This is a genomic window from Xanthomonas vasicola (genome assembly GCF_000772705.2).
Lineage (GTDB): Bacteria > Pseudomonadota > Gammaproteobacteria > Xanthomonadales > Xanthomonadaceae > Xanthomonas > Xanthomonas vasicola.
Genome location: NZ_JSBW02000014.1, coordinates 20233 through 40428, shown reverse-complemented (window position 1 = coordinate 40428; position 20196 = coordinate 20233). Strand labels below are relative to the sequence as shown.

Annotated in this window: 13 protein-coding genes and 1 riboswitch; of the genes, 5 read left to right on the top strand and 8 right to left on the bottom strand. The window is 64.3% G+C overall.

Going from position 1 to position 20196, the window contains the following annotated elements:
• Nucleotides 1-10 precede the first annotated feature (10 nt).
• From NX05_RS03105 to raxX, 5 genes are all read right to left on the bottom strand, one after another.
• Nucleotides 11-2119: a catalase gene (locus NX05_RS03105; protein WP_039437401.1), complete on the bottom strand. Its 2109-nt coding sequence runs from the start codon at nucleotides 2117-2119 to the stop codon at nucleotides 11-13.
• A 203-nt stretch (nucleotides 2120-2322) separates the two neighbouring features.
• Entirely contained in the window at nucleotides 2323-3177 is an 855-nt protein-coding gene (locus NX05_RS03100; RefSeq protein ID WP_039437400.1) for an aldo/keto reductase, read from the bottom strand.
• 59 nt (nucleotides 3178-3236) lie between these two features.
• Entirely contained in the window at nucleotides 3237-4871 is a 1635-nt protein-coding gene (locus NX05_RS03095; RefSeq protein ID WP_039437397.1) for a carboxylesterase/lipase family protein, read from the bottom strand.
• 370 nt (nucleotides 4872-5241) lie between these two features.
• Entirely contained in the window at nucleotides 5242-8184 is a 2943-nt protein-coding gene (gene gcvP / locus NX05_RS03090) for an aminomethyl-transferring glycine dehydrogenase (RefSeq protein ID WP_172645742.1), read from the bottom strand.
• Between the two features lie 90 nt (nucleotides 8185-8274).
• Nucleotides 8275-8389, bottom strand: a riboswitch (glycine riboswitch).
• 253 nt (nucleotides 8390-8642) lie between these two features.
• Nucleotides 8643-8834 carry a RaxX family RiPP gene (gene raxX, locus NX05_RS24340; protein WP_146092222.1) on the bottom strand — a complete coding sequence of 64 codons (192 nt, stop codon included), beginning with the start codon at nucleotides 8832-8834 and terminating at the stop codon, nucleotides 8643-8645.
• A 434-nt stretch (nucleotides 8835-9268) separates the two neighbouring features.
• Here raxX and raxST point away from each other — a divergent pair, with 434 nt between their 5' ends.
• From raxST to NX05_RS03065, 5 genes are all read left to right on the top strand, one after another.
• Nucleotides 9269-10072, top strand: coding sequence for a RiPP modification sulfotransferase RaxST (gene raxST, locus NX05_RS03085; RefSeq protein ID WP_039437606.1), 804 nt, complete (start codon nucleotides 9269-9271; stop codon nucleotides 10070-10072).
• Entirely contained in the window at nucleotides 10053-11402 is a 1350-nt protein-coding gene (locus NX05_RS03080; protein ID WP_172645741.1) for an HlyD family secretion protein, read from the top strand. The genes raxST and NX05_RS03080 overlap by 20 nt, the downstream gene beginning before the upstream one ends.
• Nucleotides 11399-13555, top strand: coding sequence for a peptidase domain-containing ABC transporter RaxB (gene raxB / locus NX05_RS03075; protein ID WP_039437388.1), 2157 nt, complete (start codon nucleotides 11399-11401; stop codon nucleotides 13553-13555). Before NX05_RS03080 ends, raxB begins: the two co-directional genes overlap by 4 nt.
• A gap of 277 nt (nucleotides 13556-13832) precedes the next feature.
• Nucleotides 13833-15086, top strand: a complete 1254-nt coding sequence (locus NX05_RS03070; RefSeq protein WP_017112713.1) for a multidrug effflux MFS transporter — start codon at nucleotides 13833-13835, stop codon at nucleotides 15084-15086.
• A gap of 16 nt (nucleotides 15087-15102) precedes the next feature.
• The gene (locus NX05_RS03065) at nucleotides 15103-15507 is read left to right on the top strand and encodes a hypothetical protein (protein WP_010379106.1); all 405 of its coding nucleotides are present in this window, start codon (nucleotides 15103-15105) and stop codon (nucleotides 15505-15507) included.
• A gap of 77 nt (nucleotides 15508-15584) precedes the next feature.
• On the opposite strand, the gene NX05_RS03060 is transcribed toward NX05_RS03065, so the two are convergent.
• The 3 genes from NX05_RS03060 to NX05_RS03050 form a co-directional block, all read right to left on the bottom strand.
• Complete coding sequence (locus tag NX05_RS03060; RefSeq protein WP_026112324.1) at nucleotides 15585-17603, bottom strand: M2 family metallopeptidase; 2019 nt, start codon at nucleotides 17601-17603, stop codon at nucleotides 15585-15587.
• Between the two features lie 111 nt (nucleotides 17604-17714).
• Nucleotides 17715-19382, bottom strand: a complete 1668-nt coding sequence (locus tag NX05_RS03055) for a phosphoethanolamine transferase (RefSeq protein ID WP_039437385.1) — start codon at nucleotides 19380-19382, stop codon at nucleotides 17715-17717.
• Nucleotides 19379-20143: a phosphatase PAP2 family protein gene (locus tag NX05_RS03050; protein ID WP_039437383.1), complete on the bottom strand. Its 765-nt coding sequence runs from the start codon at nucleotides 20141-20143 to the stop codon at nucleotides 19379-19381. The genes NX05_RS03055 and NX05_RS03050 overlap by 4 nt, the downstream gene beginning before the upstream one ends.
• Between the last annotated feature and the right edge of the window lie 53 nt (nucleotides 20144-20196).

The window sequence follows — 20196 nt, the reverse complement described above, 5'->3', positions numbered from 1 at the left end:
GGGCGCGCGATTACGCCAGCATGCGCACCTTCGGCTCGCGTGCCCACTGGCGTGTCTTCGCGGCGGTGATGAACGCCTTGGTATCGGCTGCTGGAACGACGCCTGCATCCTTACCGACATTGCCGGCCTTCAACAGCAATTGCGCACCATCGTCGAAGGCGATGGCCTTCAAATGCGCCCAGGCGAAGCTCACGAAATCCAGTGCTGCCGATTCGCGGGTCAGCAACTTGGCCGCTTCCGAAGACAGCAGTACCGCCACGGCATCGAACACCACCGACGGCGTCCCAGCCAGCTGCCCATCGGCGGCCAGTTGCTTGCCGTCGCTGAGCTTGGCGCCACCGAGCTTGGGGGCGACGATCTTGACCGTTGCGCCTGCAGCTTCCGCTGCCTTGCGCACTGCCTTGATTGCCGCTGCGTCGGAGCCATCGTGAATCAGGATGCCGACCGTGCGTCCCTTCAAGGTGTCTTTCATCTTGCCGATGACCTGCAAGGCAGGCGACAGCGGCATGTCGATCGGGGCCACGGCAGCCGGCGGTGCTGGCGGTAGGGCAGTCATGCCCATGCCATCGGCCACACGCTGCGCGAGCTCCTGGTCGATGTGGCGCAGATGCCCCACGATGGCTTCGCGCACGTGTGCGGTTTCCACCTTCGACAATTCGAACACTAATGCCGATGCCATATGCGCCTGTTCCGGTGCGGTCTGGCTGCGGAAGAACAGTCTTGCCTGGCTGTAATGATCGGCAAAGCTCTCTGCACGCACGCGACCCTTCGCACCCTCTTCGGCCGGGGTTGCATGGCTGGGGAATCCACGCAGCGCTTCACGCGGCGCATCGGCCTGCAGCGAGCTGGGCTCATAGGCAACACGGCCCTTCGGCACGCCCATCTGCATGTGACCATCGCGCTGATTGTTGGCGAACGGACACTTGGGTGCGTTGACCGGAATCTGATGGAAGTTCGGCCCCCCCAATCGGCTCAGCTGCGTATCCAGATACGAGAACAGGCGCCCTTGCAGCAGCGGATCGTTGCTGAAGTCGATACCGGGCACGATGTTGGCCGGGCAGTAAGCAACCTGTTCGGTTTCGGCAAAGAAGTTGTCCGGCCAACGGTCGAGCACCATGCGGCCGACGATCTGCAACGGCACCAACTCTTCGGGAATGACCTTGGTCGAGTCCAGATGATCGAACGGGAAGGCATCTGCTTGGGCCTCGGTAAACAACTGCACGCCGAGTTCCCATTCCGGGAAGTCGCCGCTTTGGATCGCTTCGAACAGATCGCGACGGTGAAAATCCTGATCGGCACCGGCGATTTTGACGGCCTCGTCCCAGATGGTCGACTGCAGGCCCAGCTTGGGACGCCAATGGAATTTGACGAAGGTGCTCTCGCCTTTTTCATTGAGGAAGCGAAAGCTGTGGATGCCGAAGCCTTCGATCATGCGCAGCGAACGCGGAATGGTGCGGTCGCTCATCGCCCACATCATCATGTGCATCGATTCGGGCGTCAGTGAGATAAAATCCCAGAACGTGTCGTGTGCGCTAGCGGCCTGCGGAAAGCCGCGATCAGGCTCCATCTTCACTGCATGAATCAGGTCAGGGAACTTGATCGCATCCTGGATGAAGAACACCGGGATATTGTTGCCGACCAGATCCCAGTTGCCTTCCTTGGTGTAGAACTTCACCGCGAACCCGCGCACATCACGCGGCGTATCCACCGAGCCGGCGCCGCCCGCAACGGTAGAAAAACGCGTAAACAGCGGCGTTTTTTCACCGACTTCGGTAAAGATCTTGGCGGTGGTGTATTGGCTCAACGACTTGGTGAGCTCGAAGTGGCCGTGCGCAGCGCTGCCACGCGCATGCACGATGCGCTCAGGGATGCGCTCGTGATCGAAGTGGGTGATCTTCTCGCGCAGGATGAAATCTTCCAGCAACGTCGGTCCGCGCGGCGTCGCGCGCAGCGAGCTCTGGTTGTCGCCAACCGGAATGCCTTGATTGGTGGTCAGTTGCGGATGCGTACCGCCGGCCTTCTGGTGCAACTCATCGCCGGTGCCGCGCGACACATCGGCCGTTGCGCTTGCAGGTGGGAGGGCAGAAATCTGCGCAGATTTATTGGGGAGCTTGGTCATGTGGGGCTCAACTCTGGCGCGCTTGGGATGCGGGCTGAGCAATGGAGCCTGGGAGTGGTGCTGTTAAGTGTATGTGTCTGCATGCGAACGAATACTCACATGCATAGTCAACATTGCGCGGCGTCGCGGTTGCATGCTGCATTGGTCACACATTGCGTACCGCCATGTAGTGCGTTACGCAACGAACGCGACCATTGCGAGCTTTAGAGCAAATCTAGCGGCTGTTTACGCGTAGGCGGCGCGAACGCGCGATCAATCTCGGCAAGATCTTCTGCGTTCAATTGCAGCGTGCAGGCGGCGGCGTTGGCACGCACATGAGCCGGTGTCCCGGATTCGGGAATGGCGATGACGCTGCCGCTGCGGATCGCCCACGCAAGCGCTACCGCGGTTGCTGCCACGCCACGACGGTCGCCGATGGCGTGCAGCACTGGATGATCGAGCAACGCGCGGCTACCAAGCGGCGAGTAGGCCATCACTGCGACATCGTGCGCGGCGCACCATGGCAGTAGATCGAATTCGATGCCGCGGCTGCCAGCGTGATACAGCACTTGGTTGACCAGGCAATGCGAACCGCCATCGATTGCCCACAGCTCTTCCATATCATCGACATCAAAGTTCGACACCCCCCAATCGCGGATCTTGCCGGCATCGCATAATGCTTCGAACGCCTCCACCACCTCGGCCAAGTTACTGCCGCCGCGCCAGTGCAGCAGGTACAGATCCAGCGTACGCACGCCCAGCCGTTGCAAGCTGGCTTCGCAGGCACGCGCAATCCCGCGTGCGCTGGCATTGCTGGGCAATACCTTGGACACCACATAAGGCGGCTGCGCGCGGCCGATGGCCTGGCTGATTAATTGCTCCGAGCGGCCATTGCCATACATTTCCGCAGTGTCGATCAGCTGCATGCCCAATTGCTGCCCGAGTTGCAGCGCTTCGATTTCCTGCTGCGGCGCATGCCGGCCCTGGCCCAGATTCCAGGAGCCTAGGCCTAATGCGGGCACGCTGCGGCCGTTGCGCAGTCGCACCTGTGCGCAGGGGGATGCAGTGGATGCGGGCATGAGTGGCTCCTGTCGCGTTGGTATGAGAATGACGACTGCATGACGCCGATGTCGCCAAGTTACCGCGACGATGGCTGCTCTGATGTTGCCGCAGTGTCTGCATGCGCATCCCAGAACGCGCAACGATGACGCTGCACGAAGTCGGGCGTTGTGCCGATCCTGTGCGGCGACAACGTCAGCGGTGTCTCACCATCGAAGCGCGGCCACAGTGGCCGCCCACCACCGTTGGGATCGCCAGTGCGTGCGAACGCACCCCAGTAATCCTGCAGCGTATTGGCAAGCGCCTGTTGCGCTGGAGTGAACTGCGCATCGCCACTGAGTACCCATGGGCGCTGGAACAGATACACCAATTCGGACGCATGAAAAGCGCCCAATGCACGCGAAAACGGCAGGCGCAACAAACCATACGGCGCCTGCCGGTCGTCGAATTCATAGGCGTACACCGGCGCATGCGTGCGCAATGCCTGCCCAAGCCGACGCGTGGGGCAGGCGAAGCCACCATCGGTGACGATGTCGGCGAACGCCTCCCAGCGCGATTGCGCGGCGACATCCGCGTACTGCGCCAGGATAGGCTCGGGCGACGCATGCATGCGCTGCACGCGCGCGTCATAGCCGCTGCGCAGGTTGAGCTTGCCGATGTACGACAGCAGCTGCGCAAACAAACGCCCCTCGTCGCGATTGTTGCCGATCAGCACGGGTACCTGCGCGTGTTGACCGTTGCCAATTGCAGCGCTCGGTGGGAGCGGTAACACCTCACCACCGGACATCGGCGCCCACGCGTCGCTGCCGGTCAGCCCGCGTCGTTGTGGTTTTGCATCGGCCAGCGTGTCGGCCGGCAATGCGCGTAGGCAGGCGGCGACATCGCTGGTCTGCGTGCAGCCCAACTTCTGCGCCATGCGCACACCGCCGCTTTCTGCCTCGCGCTGCGGCACGCTGGAATCGCTTGCCAGGCAACTACCACTTTGCAGAATGGCACGTTGAAACAAGCCGGCCGCGCCGGGCGAGGCAAGTTGATAACAGATGCTCCATGCGCCGGCCGATTCGCCGAACACGGTGACGTTCTGCGCATCGCCACCGAACGCGGCGATGTTGCGCTGTACCCAGCGCAATGCCGCTTGCTGATCGAGCAATGCGTAGGCGCCTTCGCCTTCGCCACGCAAGCTGGGATGCGCGTAGAAACCGAACACGCCCAACCGATAATTGGGTGCCACCACGATGACGTCTTGGCGCGCGGCCAACGCGCTCAGGTCGTAGTCGACATTGCTGCCCAGCTCCAGCGCGCCGCCATAGATCCACACCATGACCGCGCGTGGATGCGCAGGTGCGGGGCCGGGCGGTGCGTAGACATTGAGCGTGAGGCAATCTTCGGAGACATGTTTCTGGCCGAAGCGATACCGCGGCAGGCAGGCTGGCCCGGCTTGGGTGGCATCGCGGATTTGCGTCCACGGGGTCGGCGACTGCGGCGCGCGGAAGCGCAAGGCGCCTACCGGTGGCGCTGCAAACGGCACGCCTAAAAATGCACGCCCCTGCGCACTGGCAACGCCGCGTACCGGACCGGCTGCGGTCTGCACCACCTCTGCGCGTGCATCCGGCGCATGGACCAGCGCCGGCACTTCGCCGGGACGACGTGGTGCGCAGCCGATCAGCAGGCAGGCGGCCATCAGCACGGCGCCAAAGTATTTCAGTTCACGCATGCGCTTGGGTCTGTTGTGGGAGTGAGCGTCCGTCATCATCCTGATGGCACGTGTAGGCCAGGCAAACTAGGCGTCCGCGCCCGAGCAGCAGTTGGTGGGTGTGGTAGGCGCCATTTGCCGAACGGACGTGCGAGCTCATTCTTCATCTATGCGTCGCATCTCGCTCAAGGCAGATGTTTCGGTAATGACATCTGTAGCGACAGCGACGGACACTCTTTCGAACTAGCGAGCTCGCGGCTCGCATTGCAACCGCAGTGCCAGGGCCACATGGTGGAGCGCGCATCGCGATCACCATTCATGCGTAGCGCAATAAAAAAACCCAGCCGCGTTACCGGCTGGGCTCTCTTGTTTGACGTCGCCGGTGCTGCGATCAGGCCTCGGCGTCTTCCTTATACGCATCTACCGGAATGCATGCGCACATCACGTTTTTGTCGCCGTAGACGTTGTCCACGCGTGCCACCGGCGGCCAGTACTTCTGCTGCTTGAGGCTGGGCAGCGGGAAGGCCGCCAATTCGCGCGGGTAGGCATGGGTCCATTCGCTGGCCGACACCTGCGTTGCGGTATGCGGTGCGTGCTTGAGCGGGTTGTCCTCGCGGTCCAGGCGGCCGTCTTCAATGGCACGGATCTCTTCGCGGATCTGGATCATCGCGTCGATGAAGCGGTCCAGCTCATGCTGCGATTCGCTTTCGGTCGGTTCCACCATCAGCGTGCCGGCAACCGGGAAGCTCAACGTCGGTGCATGGAAGCCGAAGTCGATCAGCCGCTTGGCGATGTCTTCGGCGCCGATGCCGCTGGTCTTTTCCAGCGGGCGCACGTCGAGAATGCACTCATGCGCCACCAGCCCGTTGCGGCCGGTGTACAGCGTCTTGTAATGCGGGGCCAGACGCTTGGCGATGTAGTTGGCGTTGAGCAATGCCACCTGCGTTGCCTTGCGCAGACCGGCGCTGCCCATCATGGTCATGTACATCCAGCTGATCGGCAGGATCGAGGCAGAACCATAAGCCGCCGCGCTGACCATGCCCCCAGTGCGCAAGGAGCCGGCAGCTCCGCTTTCGGAGTTGAGTCCGCCGCCATGGGCGGCGACATCTTGACCTTCGTCGGCATGGATGCCGGCACGAGGAAGGTAAGGCGCTAGGTGCGACTTCACCGCGCACGGGCCCACGCCCGGGCCGCCGCCGCCGTGCGGAATGCAGAAGGTCTTGTGCAGGTTGAGGTGCGACACGTCCGAGCCCCACTTGCCGGGCTTGGCCACGCCGACCAGCGCGTTCATGTTGGCGCCGTCGGTGTAGACCTGGCCGCCATGCGCATGCACCGCTTCGCAGATCGCCACCACGTCCTCTTCGAACACGCCATGCGTAGAGGGGTAGGTGATCATCAGCGCGGCCAGACGGTCGGAATATTTTTCCGCCTTGGCGCGGATGTCTTCGACATCGACGTTGCCGTTGGCATCGCACTTGGTGACCACCACGGTCATGCCGCACATCTGCGCCGAAGCCGGGTTGGTGCCGTGCGCGGATTCGGGAATCAGGCAGATATCGCGATGCGCTTCACCGCGCGAACGGTGATACGCACGGATTGCCAACAGGCCGGCGTACTCGCCTTGCGCGCCGGAATTGGGCTGCAGGCTCACTGCGTCGTAGCCGGTGCATTCGACCAGCATCGCTTCCAGCTCGTCGATCAGCTGCGCGTAGCCGGCCGATTGTTCTGCCGGTGCCAGCGGATGGATGGCGCCGAACTCGGGCCAGGTCACCGGAATCATTTCGGCGGTGGCATTGAGCTTCATCGTGCAGCTGCCCAGCGGGATCATGGTGCGATCCATCGCCAGGTCCTTGTCGGCCAGCGAGCGCATGTAACGCAGCAGTTCGTGTTCGCTGTGGTGGGTGTTGAACACCGGGTGGGTCATGAAGGCACTGGTGCGCAGCAGACCCTGCGGCAAGGCATCGGCGGTGGCGGTATCGAGTGCATCCACATCGGCAGTGGCACCGAACAGCTGCGCCAGCGCAACCACATCGGCGCGCGTGGTGGTTTCGTCCAGGCTGATGCCGACCGCTTCGCTATCGATGGCGCGCAGGTTGATACCGGCCGCACGCGCACGGGCGTGGATGGCCTCGGCATCGATCGCCTTGACGTGCAGCGTGTCGAAGAAATGCTCGCCCACGGTAACGCCGGCACTACGCAATGCGGCGGCCAGGATGGCAGCCAGGCGGTGCGTGCGGCGCGCAATGCGGGTCAGCCCATCGGGGCCGTGATACACCGCGTACATCGAGGCCATCACCGCCAGCAGCACCTGCGCGGTGCAGATGTTGGAAGTGGCCTTTTCGCGGCGGATATGCTGTTCGCGCGTCTGCAAGGTGAGGCGATACGCCGGGTTGCCGGCAGCATCGACCGACACACCGATCAAACGGCCCGGCATCGAACGCTTGTAGGCATCGCGACACGCCATGAAGGCCGCATGCGGGCCACCGAAACCGAACGGCACGCCGAAGCGCTGCGAATTGCCGACCACGATGTCTGCGCCCCATTCGCCGGGCGCGGCAATCAACGTCAGTGCGAGTAGATCGGTGGCCACAGCGACCAGGCCGCCTTGCGCATGTACGGCATCGGCCAGCGTGGCGTGATCGCCGATATGGCCGAAGCTGTCCGGATATTGCAGCAACACGCCGAAGCATTCGGCCTGCAGCGCTTCTTGCGGCGTACCGACGCGCAACACGATATCCAGCGGCTCGGCGCGCGTGCGCAGCAATTCCAGCGTTTGCGGGTGCACCGCGTCGTGCACGAAGAAGGTGCTGGACTTGGACTTGGCCGAGCGTTTGGCCAGCGTCATCGCTTCGGCCGCGGCGGTGGCTTCGTCCAGCAGCGAGGCATTGGCGATCTGCATGCCGGTCAAATCGGCGCACAAGGTCTGGAAGTTGATCAGCGCTTCCATGCGGCCTTGCGAAATCTCTGCCTGGTACGGTGTGTACGCGGTGTACCAGGCCGGGTTCTCCAGGATGTTGCGTAGGATCACCTTCGGCGTATGGGTGCCGTAATAGCCCTGGCCGATAAAGGTGCGTTGCACCTGATTCTTGCTGGCAATCGCGCGGATCTTGGCCAGCGCTTGTTCTTCGGTGATCGCGTCGGGCAGCGCGAGCGCGGCCGGCGATTTGATGTTGCCCGGCACGATGGCGTCGGTGAGCGCATCCAGCGACGCGTGGCCAACCACCTCCAGCATCTGCGCGATTTCCGCGTCGTTGGGGCCGATGTGGCGTTCGACGAACGCGCTGTGGTGTTCGAGGTCGCGCAGGGAAGACGGGGTCTGGGACATGGCGGGCATCCGGGGCAGGTGCAGACGAATGGTCGACCCGCACCGCAACCGGCATGACGCGCATGTGCGCACCACGACCTGCCGCAGCGACGGTCTTCCTCGCGCCCCTCTGTCCTTTTGCCTGAGAGTTTAAAAACGCGGCAAGGCGCATGGCCTGCCTGCGTTTCGTGCCCCTTCGGCGCCGGCATCGGCCGGTCTCTCCAGAGTTGTACTGCGGATGGTATCGGGCCTGAGCGATTACGGGCTGTTGCGCCTTCGGCAGCGGCAGTGCCGCTTCTCCCACCGTGTTGCCTGGCTAGTATAGCCAGCGCCCAGCCGCTTGGCGAAATGCTGCGCGGCTCGCTCGACCGCCGCAGACCGGGCGAGTCGCCTCGTCCGGTCTCCAAGTCCTCAGGGGCCGCGGTCACCTCCGCTAACCGGTGGTCCGGCGACTGCAGCGCCCGCTCGATCCTGCCAGTGCAGTCGGATCAAGGTTTCCCTTTTTTGGGCGGCGGCTGTTGTGTTGGGTCGTGGTGGTCATTCGCGCCCGGCGGGGGATAGTCCCCACCGCCGACATGCTTCCACAGACGCTGGTCCAGCGGCTCTAGCCGGCCCTTGGCGCCGGCCGACCGCTGGAGCGATCCCGCGCCATTGGATGGCGATTTTTTCAATAGTTCCATGTTGACGTCCTCGCAGGTTGTGCCCTTCGTACGCAGCGTCACGCTGCCCGAAGGGACGGCGGCGTGACCGCTCGGCCATCTGCCCGGTGGCCGGTGAGACTAAATATGTCTGGACTGCTGGACCGTTGGCCCTGCCGCGCGGAGTACGACCATGCGCACCAGCGTGCGCGGTCTTCGGAGCGACACATCACCGGCGCACGAGGGTGTGTGCGCGGCAACGAACGTCGCATCTGCCAAGTGCGCGGCGGTACAAGGCAGTGCGATGCCGGTCACCGCAAGCGCTGCCATGGCATGGCCGGAGCGTCGGCATTCGCAAAGCGCAGCGTATTTGCGCAGCGTGTCCGCGTGCGCTGTGGCGCACCATGCAAGCTTGGTCAGCGATGCGTTCAGCCGGCATGCCGCCGCCGACCAGCATCGGACAGGGGAAGCGCGACGTGGACTACCATTTCATCTCCGGGCTGCCGCGTGCAGGCTCTTCGTTGCTGGCCGCATTACTGCGGCAGAACCCGCGAGTGCATGCCGATGTCACCTCGCCGGTCGCGCGGCTGTATGCGGCGATGCTGATGGGCATGAGCGAGGAACATCCCTCCAACGTGCAGATCGACGACGCGCAGCGGTCGCGGCTGTTGCGTTCGGTATTCGACGCCTATTACCGGGATCGCCAGGGGCTTGGCACGGTGTTCGATACCAATCGCGCCTGGTGCAGTCGCCTGTCGGGTCTGGCCACGCTGTTCCCGCACAGCCGCATCATCTGTTGCGTGCGCGATGTCGGCTGGGTCGTCGATAGCTTCGAGCGCCTGGCGCAGACCCAGCCCCTGCGCTTGTCGGCGGTGTTCGGCTACGACCCGGAAGACTCGGTTTCGATGCGCGCTGACCTGCTGACCGCACCGCGCGGCGTGGTCGGCTATGCGCTGGATGGGTTGCGCCAGGCGTTCTACGGCGACCATGCCGATCGCCTGCTGCTGTTGCGCTACGACACACTGGCACAGCGGCCGGCGCAGGCGATGGAGCAGGTCTATGCCTTCCTGCAACTGCCGGGGTTCGCGCACGATTATGCCGGTGTCCAGGCCGAGGCCGATCGCTTCGATACCGCACTGCAGATGCCAGGCCTGCATCGTGTCCGTCGCGGGGTGCATTACGTCCCCCGGCGCAGTGTGTTGCCGCCGGCGCTGTTCGAGCGGCTGCAGGAGCTTGCCTTCTGGGAAAGCGAGCCCTCGCATGGAGCCCTGCTGGTATGAGCAGACACGTGGCTTGGCAACGCACGGCGGCGCGCCGACGGCACTACCGAGCAGGCGGGCAGCACGGCCGGGCGTCGGCGGCTGCGGGCGGATGACGACACTGTTCCGACGCGAGGCAATGGACTACCGGCAGCGCAGTCGGCTCGGGCCGGTGGTGCTGCGCCAGCATCGCGCGCTGCGTTGGTGCGTAGGCCTGCTGATGGCAGCGGTGATCCTGCTGCTGATCGGATTCTTCCGTCTGGGCTTCGCCCGTAGCAAGACCTTGCATGGCACGGTTGTCCCGGCAGACGGAATGATCGCACTCACCACGCCGCAGTCGGGTGTGGTGGTGCAGGTCGGCGCCGTGCAGGGCCAGGTCGTCGCTGCTGGCCAGATGCTGTTTGTATTGGAGGCCGAGCATCGCGACGATCGCGGGCGGCCGACCCGGCGTGCCGCTGCGGTGCTGGCTGAGCAGCAGCGCCTGGCCGTCGAGGCGATGGCGCAGCTGCGTGCCCAGGGGCGCATGCAGCAGCAGGCGGCTGCGCGGGCCTTGGCCGGCCTGCGTGATCGCCTGCAGCAGGTCGACGCCGAGCTGGACTTGCTGCGCCATCGGCAGCAGCTGACCCAATCGATCGAGCAGCGTTATCGCACCGCCTTGACGCGTGGCCTGGTCAGTCAGCAATTCGTCGACGAGAAGCAGGCCGACGTGCTCGATCAACGCACGCATACCCTAGAAGTGGAGCGCGAACGTATGGCCTTGGCCGATGCGCTTGCGCAGGCCCAGGCCGAGTTGCAGCAATTGCCGTCCAGCTTGCGCCAGCAATTGGCGATAGCCGGTGCCGGCCTGCAAGAGGACCGGCGTGCGGCGATCGAGCAGGCTGCCGCGTCGCGTTGGGAAGTGCGCGCGCCGCGTGCCGGGCGCATGGCGCTGCGGCCGCTGCAGCGAGGGCAGGCGGTTGTGCAGGGACAACGGCTGGCCGATCTGCTGCCGACGTCCATAGCGACCGAGGTCGTGTTGTACGCGCCCTCCGGGGCCGCCGGGCTCATCGGCCCCGGAATGCCGGTGCAACTGCGCTTCGATGCCTTGCCCTACCAGCATTACGGTCAGTTTGCCGGGCGGGTGGTCGAGATCGCCGCGGCGCCCGAGCCGGCGCGGGTCGACTCCGCGTCGGCGAGCGAACCGTTATACCGCGTGCGGGTGCGCCTGGCCGGGGATGCCGCGCTGCGTGCAGGACGCATGGCGGTCCTGCGACCGGGCATGCGCGTGCAGGGCACGCTGGCACTGGAATGGCGGCGTTTCTCGCAGTGGGCGTTCGAGCCGCTGTCCAACGTGTACGGCACGCTGCGATGAGCCGCTGGTGGGCGCAGCTGCGCCGAGCGTCCGGCGTGCGTGCCTTGCCAATGATCCTGCAGGGGCAAGTCGGCGAATGCGGATTGGCGGCCATGGCCATGATCGCCCACCATCACGGTTGCCACATCGGCCTAGCCGAACTGCGCCGCCGGTTCCTGCTGTCGCGGCAGGGAACCAACCTGGCCAATCTGGTCGCGATTGCGCAGGCGCTCGGTCTGCAGCCGCGCGCGCTGCGGCTGGAAATGGACGCGCTGCCGGATCTGCAGTTGCCCTGCATCGTGCACTGGGATCTGAATCATTTCGTCGTGCTCAAGCGGGTGGGCGCCCACCGTCTGCAGATCCACGATCCGGCCAGCGGGCCACGGAGCCTGACGCCCGGCGAATTCGCTCGCCATTTCTCCGGAATCGCGCTGGAACTCAGCCCGACTGCCGACTTCCGTCCGCAATCTGCGGCGCCGGCAGTGGCGTTGTCCTCGTTGATCGGTCGTGTCCACGGGCTTGGACGGGCGGTCTGGCAGGTGCTCGCCTTGGCGTTCGCGCTCGAGGTGCTCAGCCTGGGGATGCCGTTCCAACTGCAGTGGATCATCGATCAGGCGGTGCCGTCGGCCGACATCGGGCTGATCCATGTCCTTGGCGCCGGGTTCCTGTTGCTGGTGGTACTGCAAGCATGCATCGGCCTGCTGCGCGGATGGTTGATCGCCAGCGTGTCGGCGCAGTTGGGCTTTCAATGGATGGGACAGGTGTTTGCGCACCTGCTCTCGCTCCCATTGGCGTATTTCGAGAAACGTCACCTCGGTGGCATCCAGTCGCGCTTCGCCTCGATCACGCAGGTGCAACGCACCTTGACGACCGGATTCACCCAGACGCTGGTGGATGGCGTGCTGGTGGTCGGCACCCTCGGCCTGATGCTGGTCTACAGCGTCGGCCTCAGTGCGATCACGCTGGTGGCGGTGGCGCTGTATGCAGCGACGCGGTTGCTGTGGCTGGGGCGGATGCGCGAAGCCGCCGCCGAGCAGTTGTTGTGGGACGCGCGCCAGCACACCCATCTGTTGGAAAGCGTACGTGGCATCCAGGGCGTGCGGCTGTTCGGTCGCCAGCAGGTGCGGCGCATGGATTGGACCCATCTGCTGGCCGAACAGACCAATGCACAACTGCGTCTTGCGCAGGGCGAGGTCTGGCAGTCGTCAATCAAGCTCCTGCTGTTCGGATGCGAGCGGGTGCTTGTGATCTGGCTCGCCGCGTTCGCGATCCTGCGCGCGCAGCTTTCGCTCGGCATGTTGCTTGCGTTCATGGCCTATCGCGAGCAGTTCGCCACGCGCTTGTCCGAGCTGATCGATCGCCTGGTGGAGTTCCGCCTGTTGCGCGTCCATCTGGAGCGGGTGGCCGACATCGTCCATCAGCCGCGGGAGGAGGCCGGCCAGCGCATCGATGCACCGGCCTGGAACGACACCACCATCGAACTGTGCGGCATCGGCTTCCGCTATGCCGACGATACGCCGGCGGTGCTCGAAGACGTCAGCGTGCGCATCGCCAGCGGGGAATGCGTGGCCATCACCGGTCCGTCCGGGTGCGGCAAGACCACCCTGGTGAAGTTGATCCTCGGACTGTTGAAACCCAGTGCTGGGCAAGTGAAGATCGGCGGGCGCCCGCTGGCCGACGCGGCGCTGGCGCACTATCGCGCCATCGTCGGCACGGTGATGCAGGACGATCTGCTGTTCACCGGATCGGTCAGCGAGAACATCAGTTTCTTCGACCCGGAGCCGGATCAGGCGCAGATCGAACGTTGTGCACGCATCGCCGGCGTGCACCAGGAGGTGGAGCAGATGCCGCTCGGCTACGCCTCGTTGTTGAGCGAGGCGGGCACCGGGTTGTCGGGCGGGCAGCGGCAACGCGTCTTGCTGGCGCGCGCCCTGTATAGGTCGCCGCGCATCCTGGTGCTGGACGAGGCAACCAGCCATCTGGACGTCATGAACGAACACCGCGTCAATCGCGCCATCCAGGCGATGCAGGTCACTCGGATCATCGTGGCGCATCGGCGCGAAACCGTGGGCATGGCGGCACGTGTCATTACTTTGGAACGCGGACGCGTGGTGAGCGATCAGCCGATCGCCGCTTGGCAGCGGCTGCAGGAGCGCTCGGCCGCCGCCGACTGATCGCGGCGTTCGCCGCTGGCGCCGAGCAGGGCCGGTGTGTCCTTGCCTGCGCGCCTGGCCGCTTGGTTGGGCGGGACGAAAATACCGTGCTGGCACCAAGCGACCCCGACAGCGATCCGGTGTCTGTATGCCGCGCGTGCGCTCCGGCGCTGGCCGAACATCTGGGCAGTTGGCGTAAAGTGTCGGATCATTTGCCCCCATGCTCGCCGCTGCGGTCGTTTGCCTGGCCACTGCTAAAGGTGCCTGCGCGTTGGGGAATCGTCCGGATACCCTGCGCATGACTTCTGCTGTTCCCACCTCCCGTCGCATGGCGCTGCTGCTTGCCGGGCTGTCGATGTTCGGCCCGTTTGCGATCGACACCATCTTCCCGGCGCTCTCCCAGCTCAGCCGCAGCCTGGCGGTGGACCAAGTGGCGATCCAGCAGACCGTCAGCGTCTATCTGCTGGCCTACGGCCTGATGAGCATCGCGCATGGGCCGTTGTCCGATGCCTGGGGCCGCAAGCGGGTGATGCTGGGCGGGCTGGCGTTGTTTATCGCCGGCTCGGTCGGATGTGCGCTGTCGCAAGACTTGCCCACGCTGCTGGCGTTCCGCGCGCTGCAGGGCCTGTCGGCCGGCGTGGGCATGATCGTCGGGCGTGCAGTCATTCGCGACCTGTTCAATGGGCCGGATGCGCAGCGGCTGATGAGCCAGGTGTCGATGATCTTCGGCATTGCGCCGGCCATCGCGCCGATCATTGGCGGCTGGATCCTGCTCAGTGGCGCCGGCTGGCCGTTGATCTTCTGGTTTCTGGTGGTGGTCGGCCTGGTGCTGCTGGTCGCCACCCTGATCTGGCTGCCGGAGACCCACCCGGTGGAAGCGCGCACACCGCTGCAATTCAAGCGACTGCTGCAGGACTATGTGCGCATCGGCTTCAACCCGCGCTTCCAGCGCCTGGCTGCGGCGGGGTCGTTCAATTTCGCCGGCATCTTCCTATACATCGCCTCGGCGCCAGTGCTGATCATGCAGCACCTGAAGTTGGGCGAAGGCGACTTCGCCTGGCTGTTCATTCCCACCATCGGCGGCATGACGCTGGGCTCGTTCCTGTCCGGGCGCATGGCCGGGCGCATGGATCCGGTGCGGCAGGTCCGCATCGGCTTCATCTGCTGCGGTGTGGCGGCGCTGGTCAATCTGGCCTACACATTTGCGGTGGCGCAGATCGCCTTGCCGTGGGCGGTGCTGCCGATCTTCCTGGCGGGCATGGGCATGGCGGTGATCTTCCCGATCCTGGCGCTGGCGGTGCTGGACATGTACCCGCAGCAGCGCGGCCTGGCGTCCTCGCTGCAGGCCTTCACCCAGTTGATGACCAATACGGTGGTAGCCGGGGTGTTGTCGCCGCTGCTGAGTGAACACCCCCAGCATCTGGCGATCGGCATGACCGGCTTTTTCTTGCTGGGCTGGCTATTCTGGCGCTGGGAGCGCCGCAGCGGCCGCCGGTTACGGCACCGCCAGGCCACCGAGGCAGTGCCTCTGGAGCCGGCCGACCACCTCTGACCTCACGGGAGCCTGCATGTCCACCGATTCCAAGTTGCGCCGTGATGCCCGCAAGCGCGCCGCCGAGCGCCAGCGCAACCAGGCCGCCGCCAATCCTGCGCCGGTCTCCCTGATCGAGCCGCATGCCGAGCTCCGCGACCAGCAACGCACGCTATTGGCCGGCATCGTCCGCCGCGACGGCGAATGGGTGCTGGGCATGGATGGCCGCATCGCCGGCGAAAGCACCAGCGCCGCGCAGGTGCTGGCGCTGATCATGCGCGCCGCCGAGTTGCACGAGCGCCAGGGCACACCGGTCCGGCTGACCTACTCGGACGCGCTCAAGGACGCCGCGCACGCCGAAGCCCGTGCCGACGGCATGGAGTTCGAGCAATTCAAGACCAGGTTGAGCGAAAGGCTGCAGGGGGGCGCCAAGCTCAATTGAGCTTGGTTGCAGACGCGCGTTTAGCAGCAGGGCGTCATGTCATTGCCGCGATCCGGCAATGACATAAGCAATATATGTCACCGCGCTGCAGCAGCTGCAGTTGTCGCGGTAGCTGGAGTGGCAGCGGTTGCCTGCCATCCACACATCTGCCCCTGATTCTGCTGCTTCAGCCATTCGCTCATCGGCGCGAAATACTCCAGCATCGGGCCGGCGTCGAGCTTGTCGCTGCCGGTGAGTTCCTTCAACGTGGTCTGCCACGGTTGGCTGGAGCCACGCTGCAGCATCGACCAGAACTTTTGCCCGGCGTCCTTATTGCCGTAGAAGCTGCATTCGTACAGCGGGCCTTGATGCCCGGCGGCCTGGCACAAGCCTTTATAGAACTGAAATTGCAGGATATGCGCCAAAAAATAGCGCGTGTACGGTGTATTGCCGGGCACGTGGTACTTGGCGCCGGGGTCGAAGAAGTCTTCGCCGCGTGCGCTCACCGGCGCCACGCCCTGATACTTGGCTTTCAGTTCCCACCAGGCCTGGTTGTAATGCTCGGGCGTGATCGAGCCGTCGAACACGCCCCAGCGCCAGCGGTCGATCATCAGGCCGAACGGCAGGAACGCCACCTTGCTCAGCGCCATGCGCATCTGCGAATTGATCAACGACTCACGGCCGGTTTGTTGTTCGCCCACCAAGCCGATCGACTGCAGATACTTGGGCGTCATCGCCAGCACGATGGTGTCGCCGATCGCTTCGTGAAACCCATCGTTGGCGCCGTTCTGGAACAGCGGCGGCAACGGGTTATAGGCCAGGTCGTAATAGATGTGGCCCAACTCGTGGTAGATGGTGGTGAAGTCTTCTTCGGTGGGTTTAATGCACATCTTGGTGCGCACGTCCGCATCGATGTTCTGGTTTGGTTCGCCGCCCATGTTCATGTCCCAGGCACTGGCGTGGCAGACCACATCGCGGTCCAGCGGTTTGATGAACTGCGAGCGCTGCCAATAGGTGTCCGGCAGTTTGGGCATGCCGAGCGAGGTGTAGAAATCCTGCGCGCGCTCGGTCATCTGTTTGGCGGTGCGCAGTTGCGCTTCGCGTTCGGCGTTGAAGCGTGCGGCCGCGCCTCCATCGCCGCCGGTGTTGCGTGCCAGCACCGCAGTGAGGTTGCCCTGATACTGCTTTTCCAGCGCCGAGGTGATGTCCAGATCGCCGGCACCGGGGTAGGGCTGCAGCAGATCCCACAGATTGCTCCAGTCCTGCTGCCACATATTGCCCATCAGATGCGCCGGCAACAGGCCGCCGGCGACCTCGCCCTTGTCCTTGCCGTATTGCGTATCGAGTTTGCCGCGCGCATAGCACTGCAACTGCGTGTACAGCGGTTTGACCTGTTCCCACAAACGATCAGTTTCGCTGGCCAGTTGCGCCGGCGGCATGTCGTAGCCGCTGCGCCAGAGCACCCCGACGTCGGCGAAGCCGAGTCCGCGCGCGCCTTCGTTGGCGAGCTCGACAAAGCGTTGATAATCCTTGCGCATCGGCTGTGCGGTGCTGTGCCAGCCCTTCCATGCGTCGAGTTGTTCGTTGTAGTCGCGGCTGCTGGCCAGCACTTGCTCCAACTCACCGAGCTGGCGGCAGCGGCGCTGCTCGCCGTCGCCCACGCAGTAACTGCCGGCGCCGTAGTCGCCTTCCATCTTGGCGGCGATGCGGGTGAGTTCGGCCAGTTTGGCCGGGTCACGCGGTGCGGGCAGGGCGCTCATCAATTTCAGCAACTGCAGCGCACGCGCGCTGTCGGCCGACATCGGTGTGCCGACGTACTGCTTGGATTGTTCGATCCAGCGATCCAACTGCGCCAGCGAGCGCTCGTTGGCCTTGGCCGCAAGCAATTGCGAATCGCTGTTGATATAGGTCGACGAAAGCCACTGCGCGGCGGTGGTTTCCGGATAGGCTGCCTTGTAGTCGGCGCTGATACGCGCAACGAACTGGTCGGCGCTTTCCTCCGGCGCGGTCTTGGTTGCGACAGGTTTGGCCGGCGGTGCCGCATCCCGGCGGCAGGCCGACAAGCTCAGGGTGCCGGCAGCCACGGCCAACGCCAGCAACAGCAAACGAGGATTCACGGGTGGTCCTTGCAGTGAAGTCCGGCGAAGGCTAGAGCGCGCCGGGTTTCAGGGCAAGGGCAACGCCCGCCACGCATCCACTGGTGCGGGCTTTGTGGCAGGCGCTGCCAATCAGTGCAACGTCGTGCCGGTGCACTTGGCGAACAGATCGCGCTCGGGTGCGTAGACGCTGGTCTTGACCTGCATCAATCCCAGCACCGATGGGAACAGCGCATCCTGATCGGTGTATTGCCCTGCACGGTGGCGCAGGCAGGCTTCATCCAGCCCGCGATCGCGCGCGAACTCCGGCGAGAACCACATCACCATCGGCACGTGGGTCTGCTCGTTTGGCGCGATGGCATACGGCACGCCATGCAGGTACAGGCCCTTTTCGCCGAGCGATTCGCCGTGATCGGAGAGATAGATCATCGCCGTGTCGTAGTCCGGCAGGCCGCGCAGCGCATGGATGGCCTGATTGAGGAAATGGTCGGTGTACAGGAGCGAATTGTCGTAGGCGTTGACGATGTCCTGGCGGCTGCAGCTGCCCAGGTCTGCGGTCTTGCAGACGGGCTTGAAGCGTTCGAACTGCGCCGGGTAACGTTCGAAGTAACTCGGTCCGTGGCTGCCCAGTTGATGCAGCACCACGACGCGGTCGCCGGGCTTTGCCCGCACCTGCGCAGCCAGATCGCTCAGCAAAATCTCGTCCATGCAGCGGCCATCGGCGCACAGGCCCTGCGTGGTGGCATCGTCCAGCTTCTGGAGCTCCAACCCGTCGCACACGCCCTTGCAGCCAGACTGGTTGTCGCGCCATAGCGTCGAAATACCGGCGTGTTCCAGTACATGCAGGAACGACTGATGGCCACGGATCATGTCCTCGTTGTAATCGCGACGGCCGTACGGTGAGAACATGCACGGCACCGACACTTCTGTGCTAGTGCCGCACGAATGCATGTCCGGGAAATTGATCACCCCGGCCTGTGCTAGCTTCGGCGTGGTCTGACGGGCGTAGCCATTGAGGCCCCAGTTCTGCGCACGTGCGGTTTCACCCAACACCACCAGCAACAGGCGCGGGCGGCTGCCCGGCGCACGCGGCGTGGCCATGGCGTCGTGTTCGATCGGCTGTTTGGGGGCACGCTTCATCGGCGAATCGGATTTGAGATTCTGCCGCAGTGCCACGATGTAGTTGATCGGCGTGGCCAGGTAACGCACTTCGCGGTGGTTGCGCATCAACGCAGAAATATCCTGCGACGACAGCATGGTGCCTGCGGCACCTACCAGCGCCACGGCCAGCAGAAAGCCCACCCGCACCAGGAACGCCTTGCCCACGCTGTACGCGCGCAGACGTGTGCGCCATAGCAGTGCGGTCGGGATCAGGAAGTAGCACAGCAGCGGCAGGATCAGGCCGGGCGTGAGCAACTCACGCGATTCCTTGTGATCGGTATGCAGCACATTGCGCAGCATGTCCGCATCCAGATAGACGTTATAGCTGTCCATGTAGTGCGCGGCCAGGGCGGTGGTGAACAGCAACAGCGTCAGCAGCGGCTTTGCATTCCAGCGCCAGACCAAAACGCCCAACAGCAGCGCATGCACGGCCACCAGCAGCGCCATCAACGAGATCGCAAACCCAATGCTGCCCGGATGCGTGGCCATGGCCGTGCGCCAGAACAACTGATTGCACACCAACGCGAAAAACAGGCTCGAAAGCAGCACCAGCGCTTCGGTCGACACCGTCGGCCGCGTACTCCATGTCAGCGCGCGCAGGCCACTGCGCGTGCGCGGTTCCGGCAACCAGGTACTCATGCAGCATCCCCCGAGAGCAACGTCACGCCAGGTGCGCGACGCGGCCTTTGCAGCATCACGCAGTACAGTGCAAGTGCGCTCACCCAGCACACTGCCAGCGACCACAGGTCGTGCGAGAGAAAATGCGCGCCGCGCAGTTGTTGTGCAACACCGAAAATGAGACCTGCTGCCAAGCCTGTAAACAAACCTGCGAACCGCCATGCAGGACCGAGCGCTAGCGCACAAAAATACAGCGCTACCCACGCATAACCGGCACTGGCATGGCCGGCAGGAAAACAACCAGACGCGGTAATGCCATGGCGCGATTCGAATAGCCCGATCATCGCTTGCGTACCGCCATAGCGGCTCAGATCCCACGGGCAATCCATCGCCGTCCACGACTTGAGCAGCGACACCAGCGAGGTCGCCAGTGCGACGGAGGCGGCCAAGTAAGTCAGCGGCCAGCGCAACACCTTCAGGCGTGGCCTGCACCAGGCAACAATAGCCAGCACCAGAACGCCGACCCCGGCTGCCGTGCTCAACCATTTACCCACGTGGTGGATCACGACACTGGTGAACCAGTGGTCCTTGAGTAGCCAGTGCCCGCCTTCCAGCCGATACAGCGCATCGGCAACCCATTGGTCGCCACCGGCGCCCATCAGCAACGCGCTTGCCAACAGGACGCAGGCCATGGGCAGCCACAGATGGCGCACAAAGAAGTGCGTCTCCATGCCGTTGGCGGTATGCGCCACGGTCGGCGCGTGGCTGGGAAACGTTGTCATTAAGATGTCGGCCTGTGTCAATGCCCGACATCTTCGAAACCCGGATGTCGGAA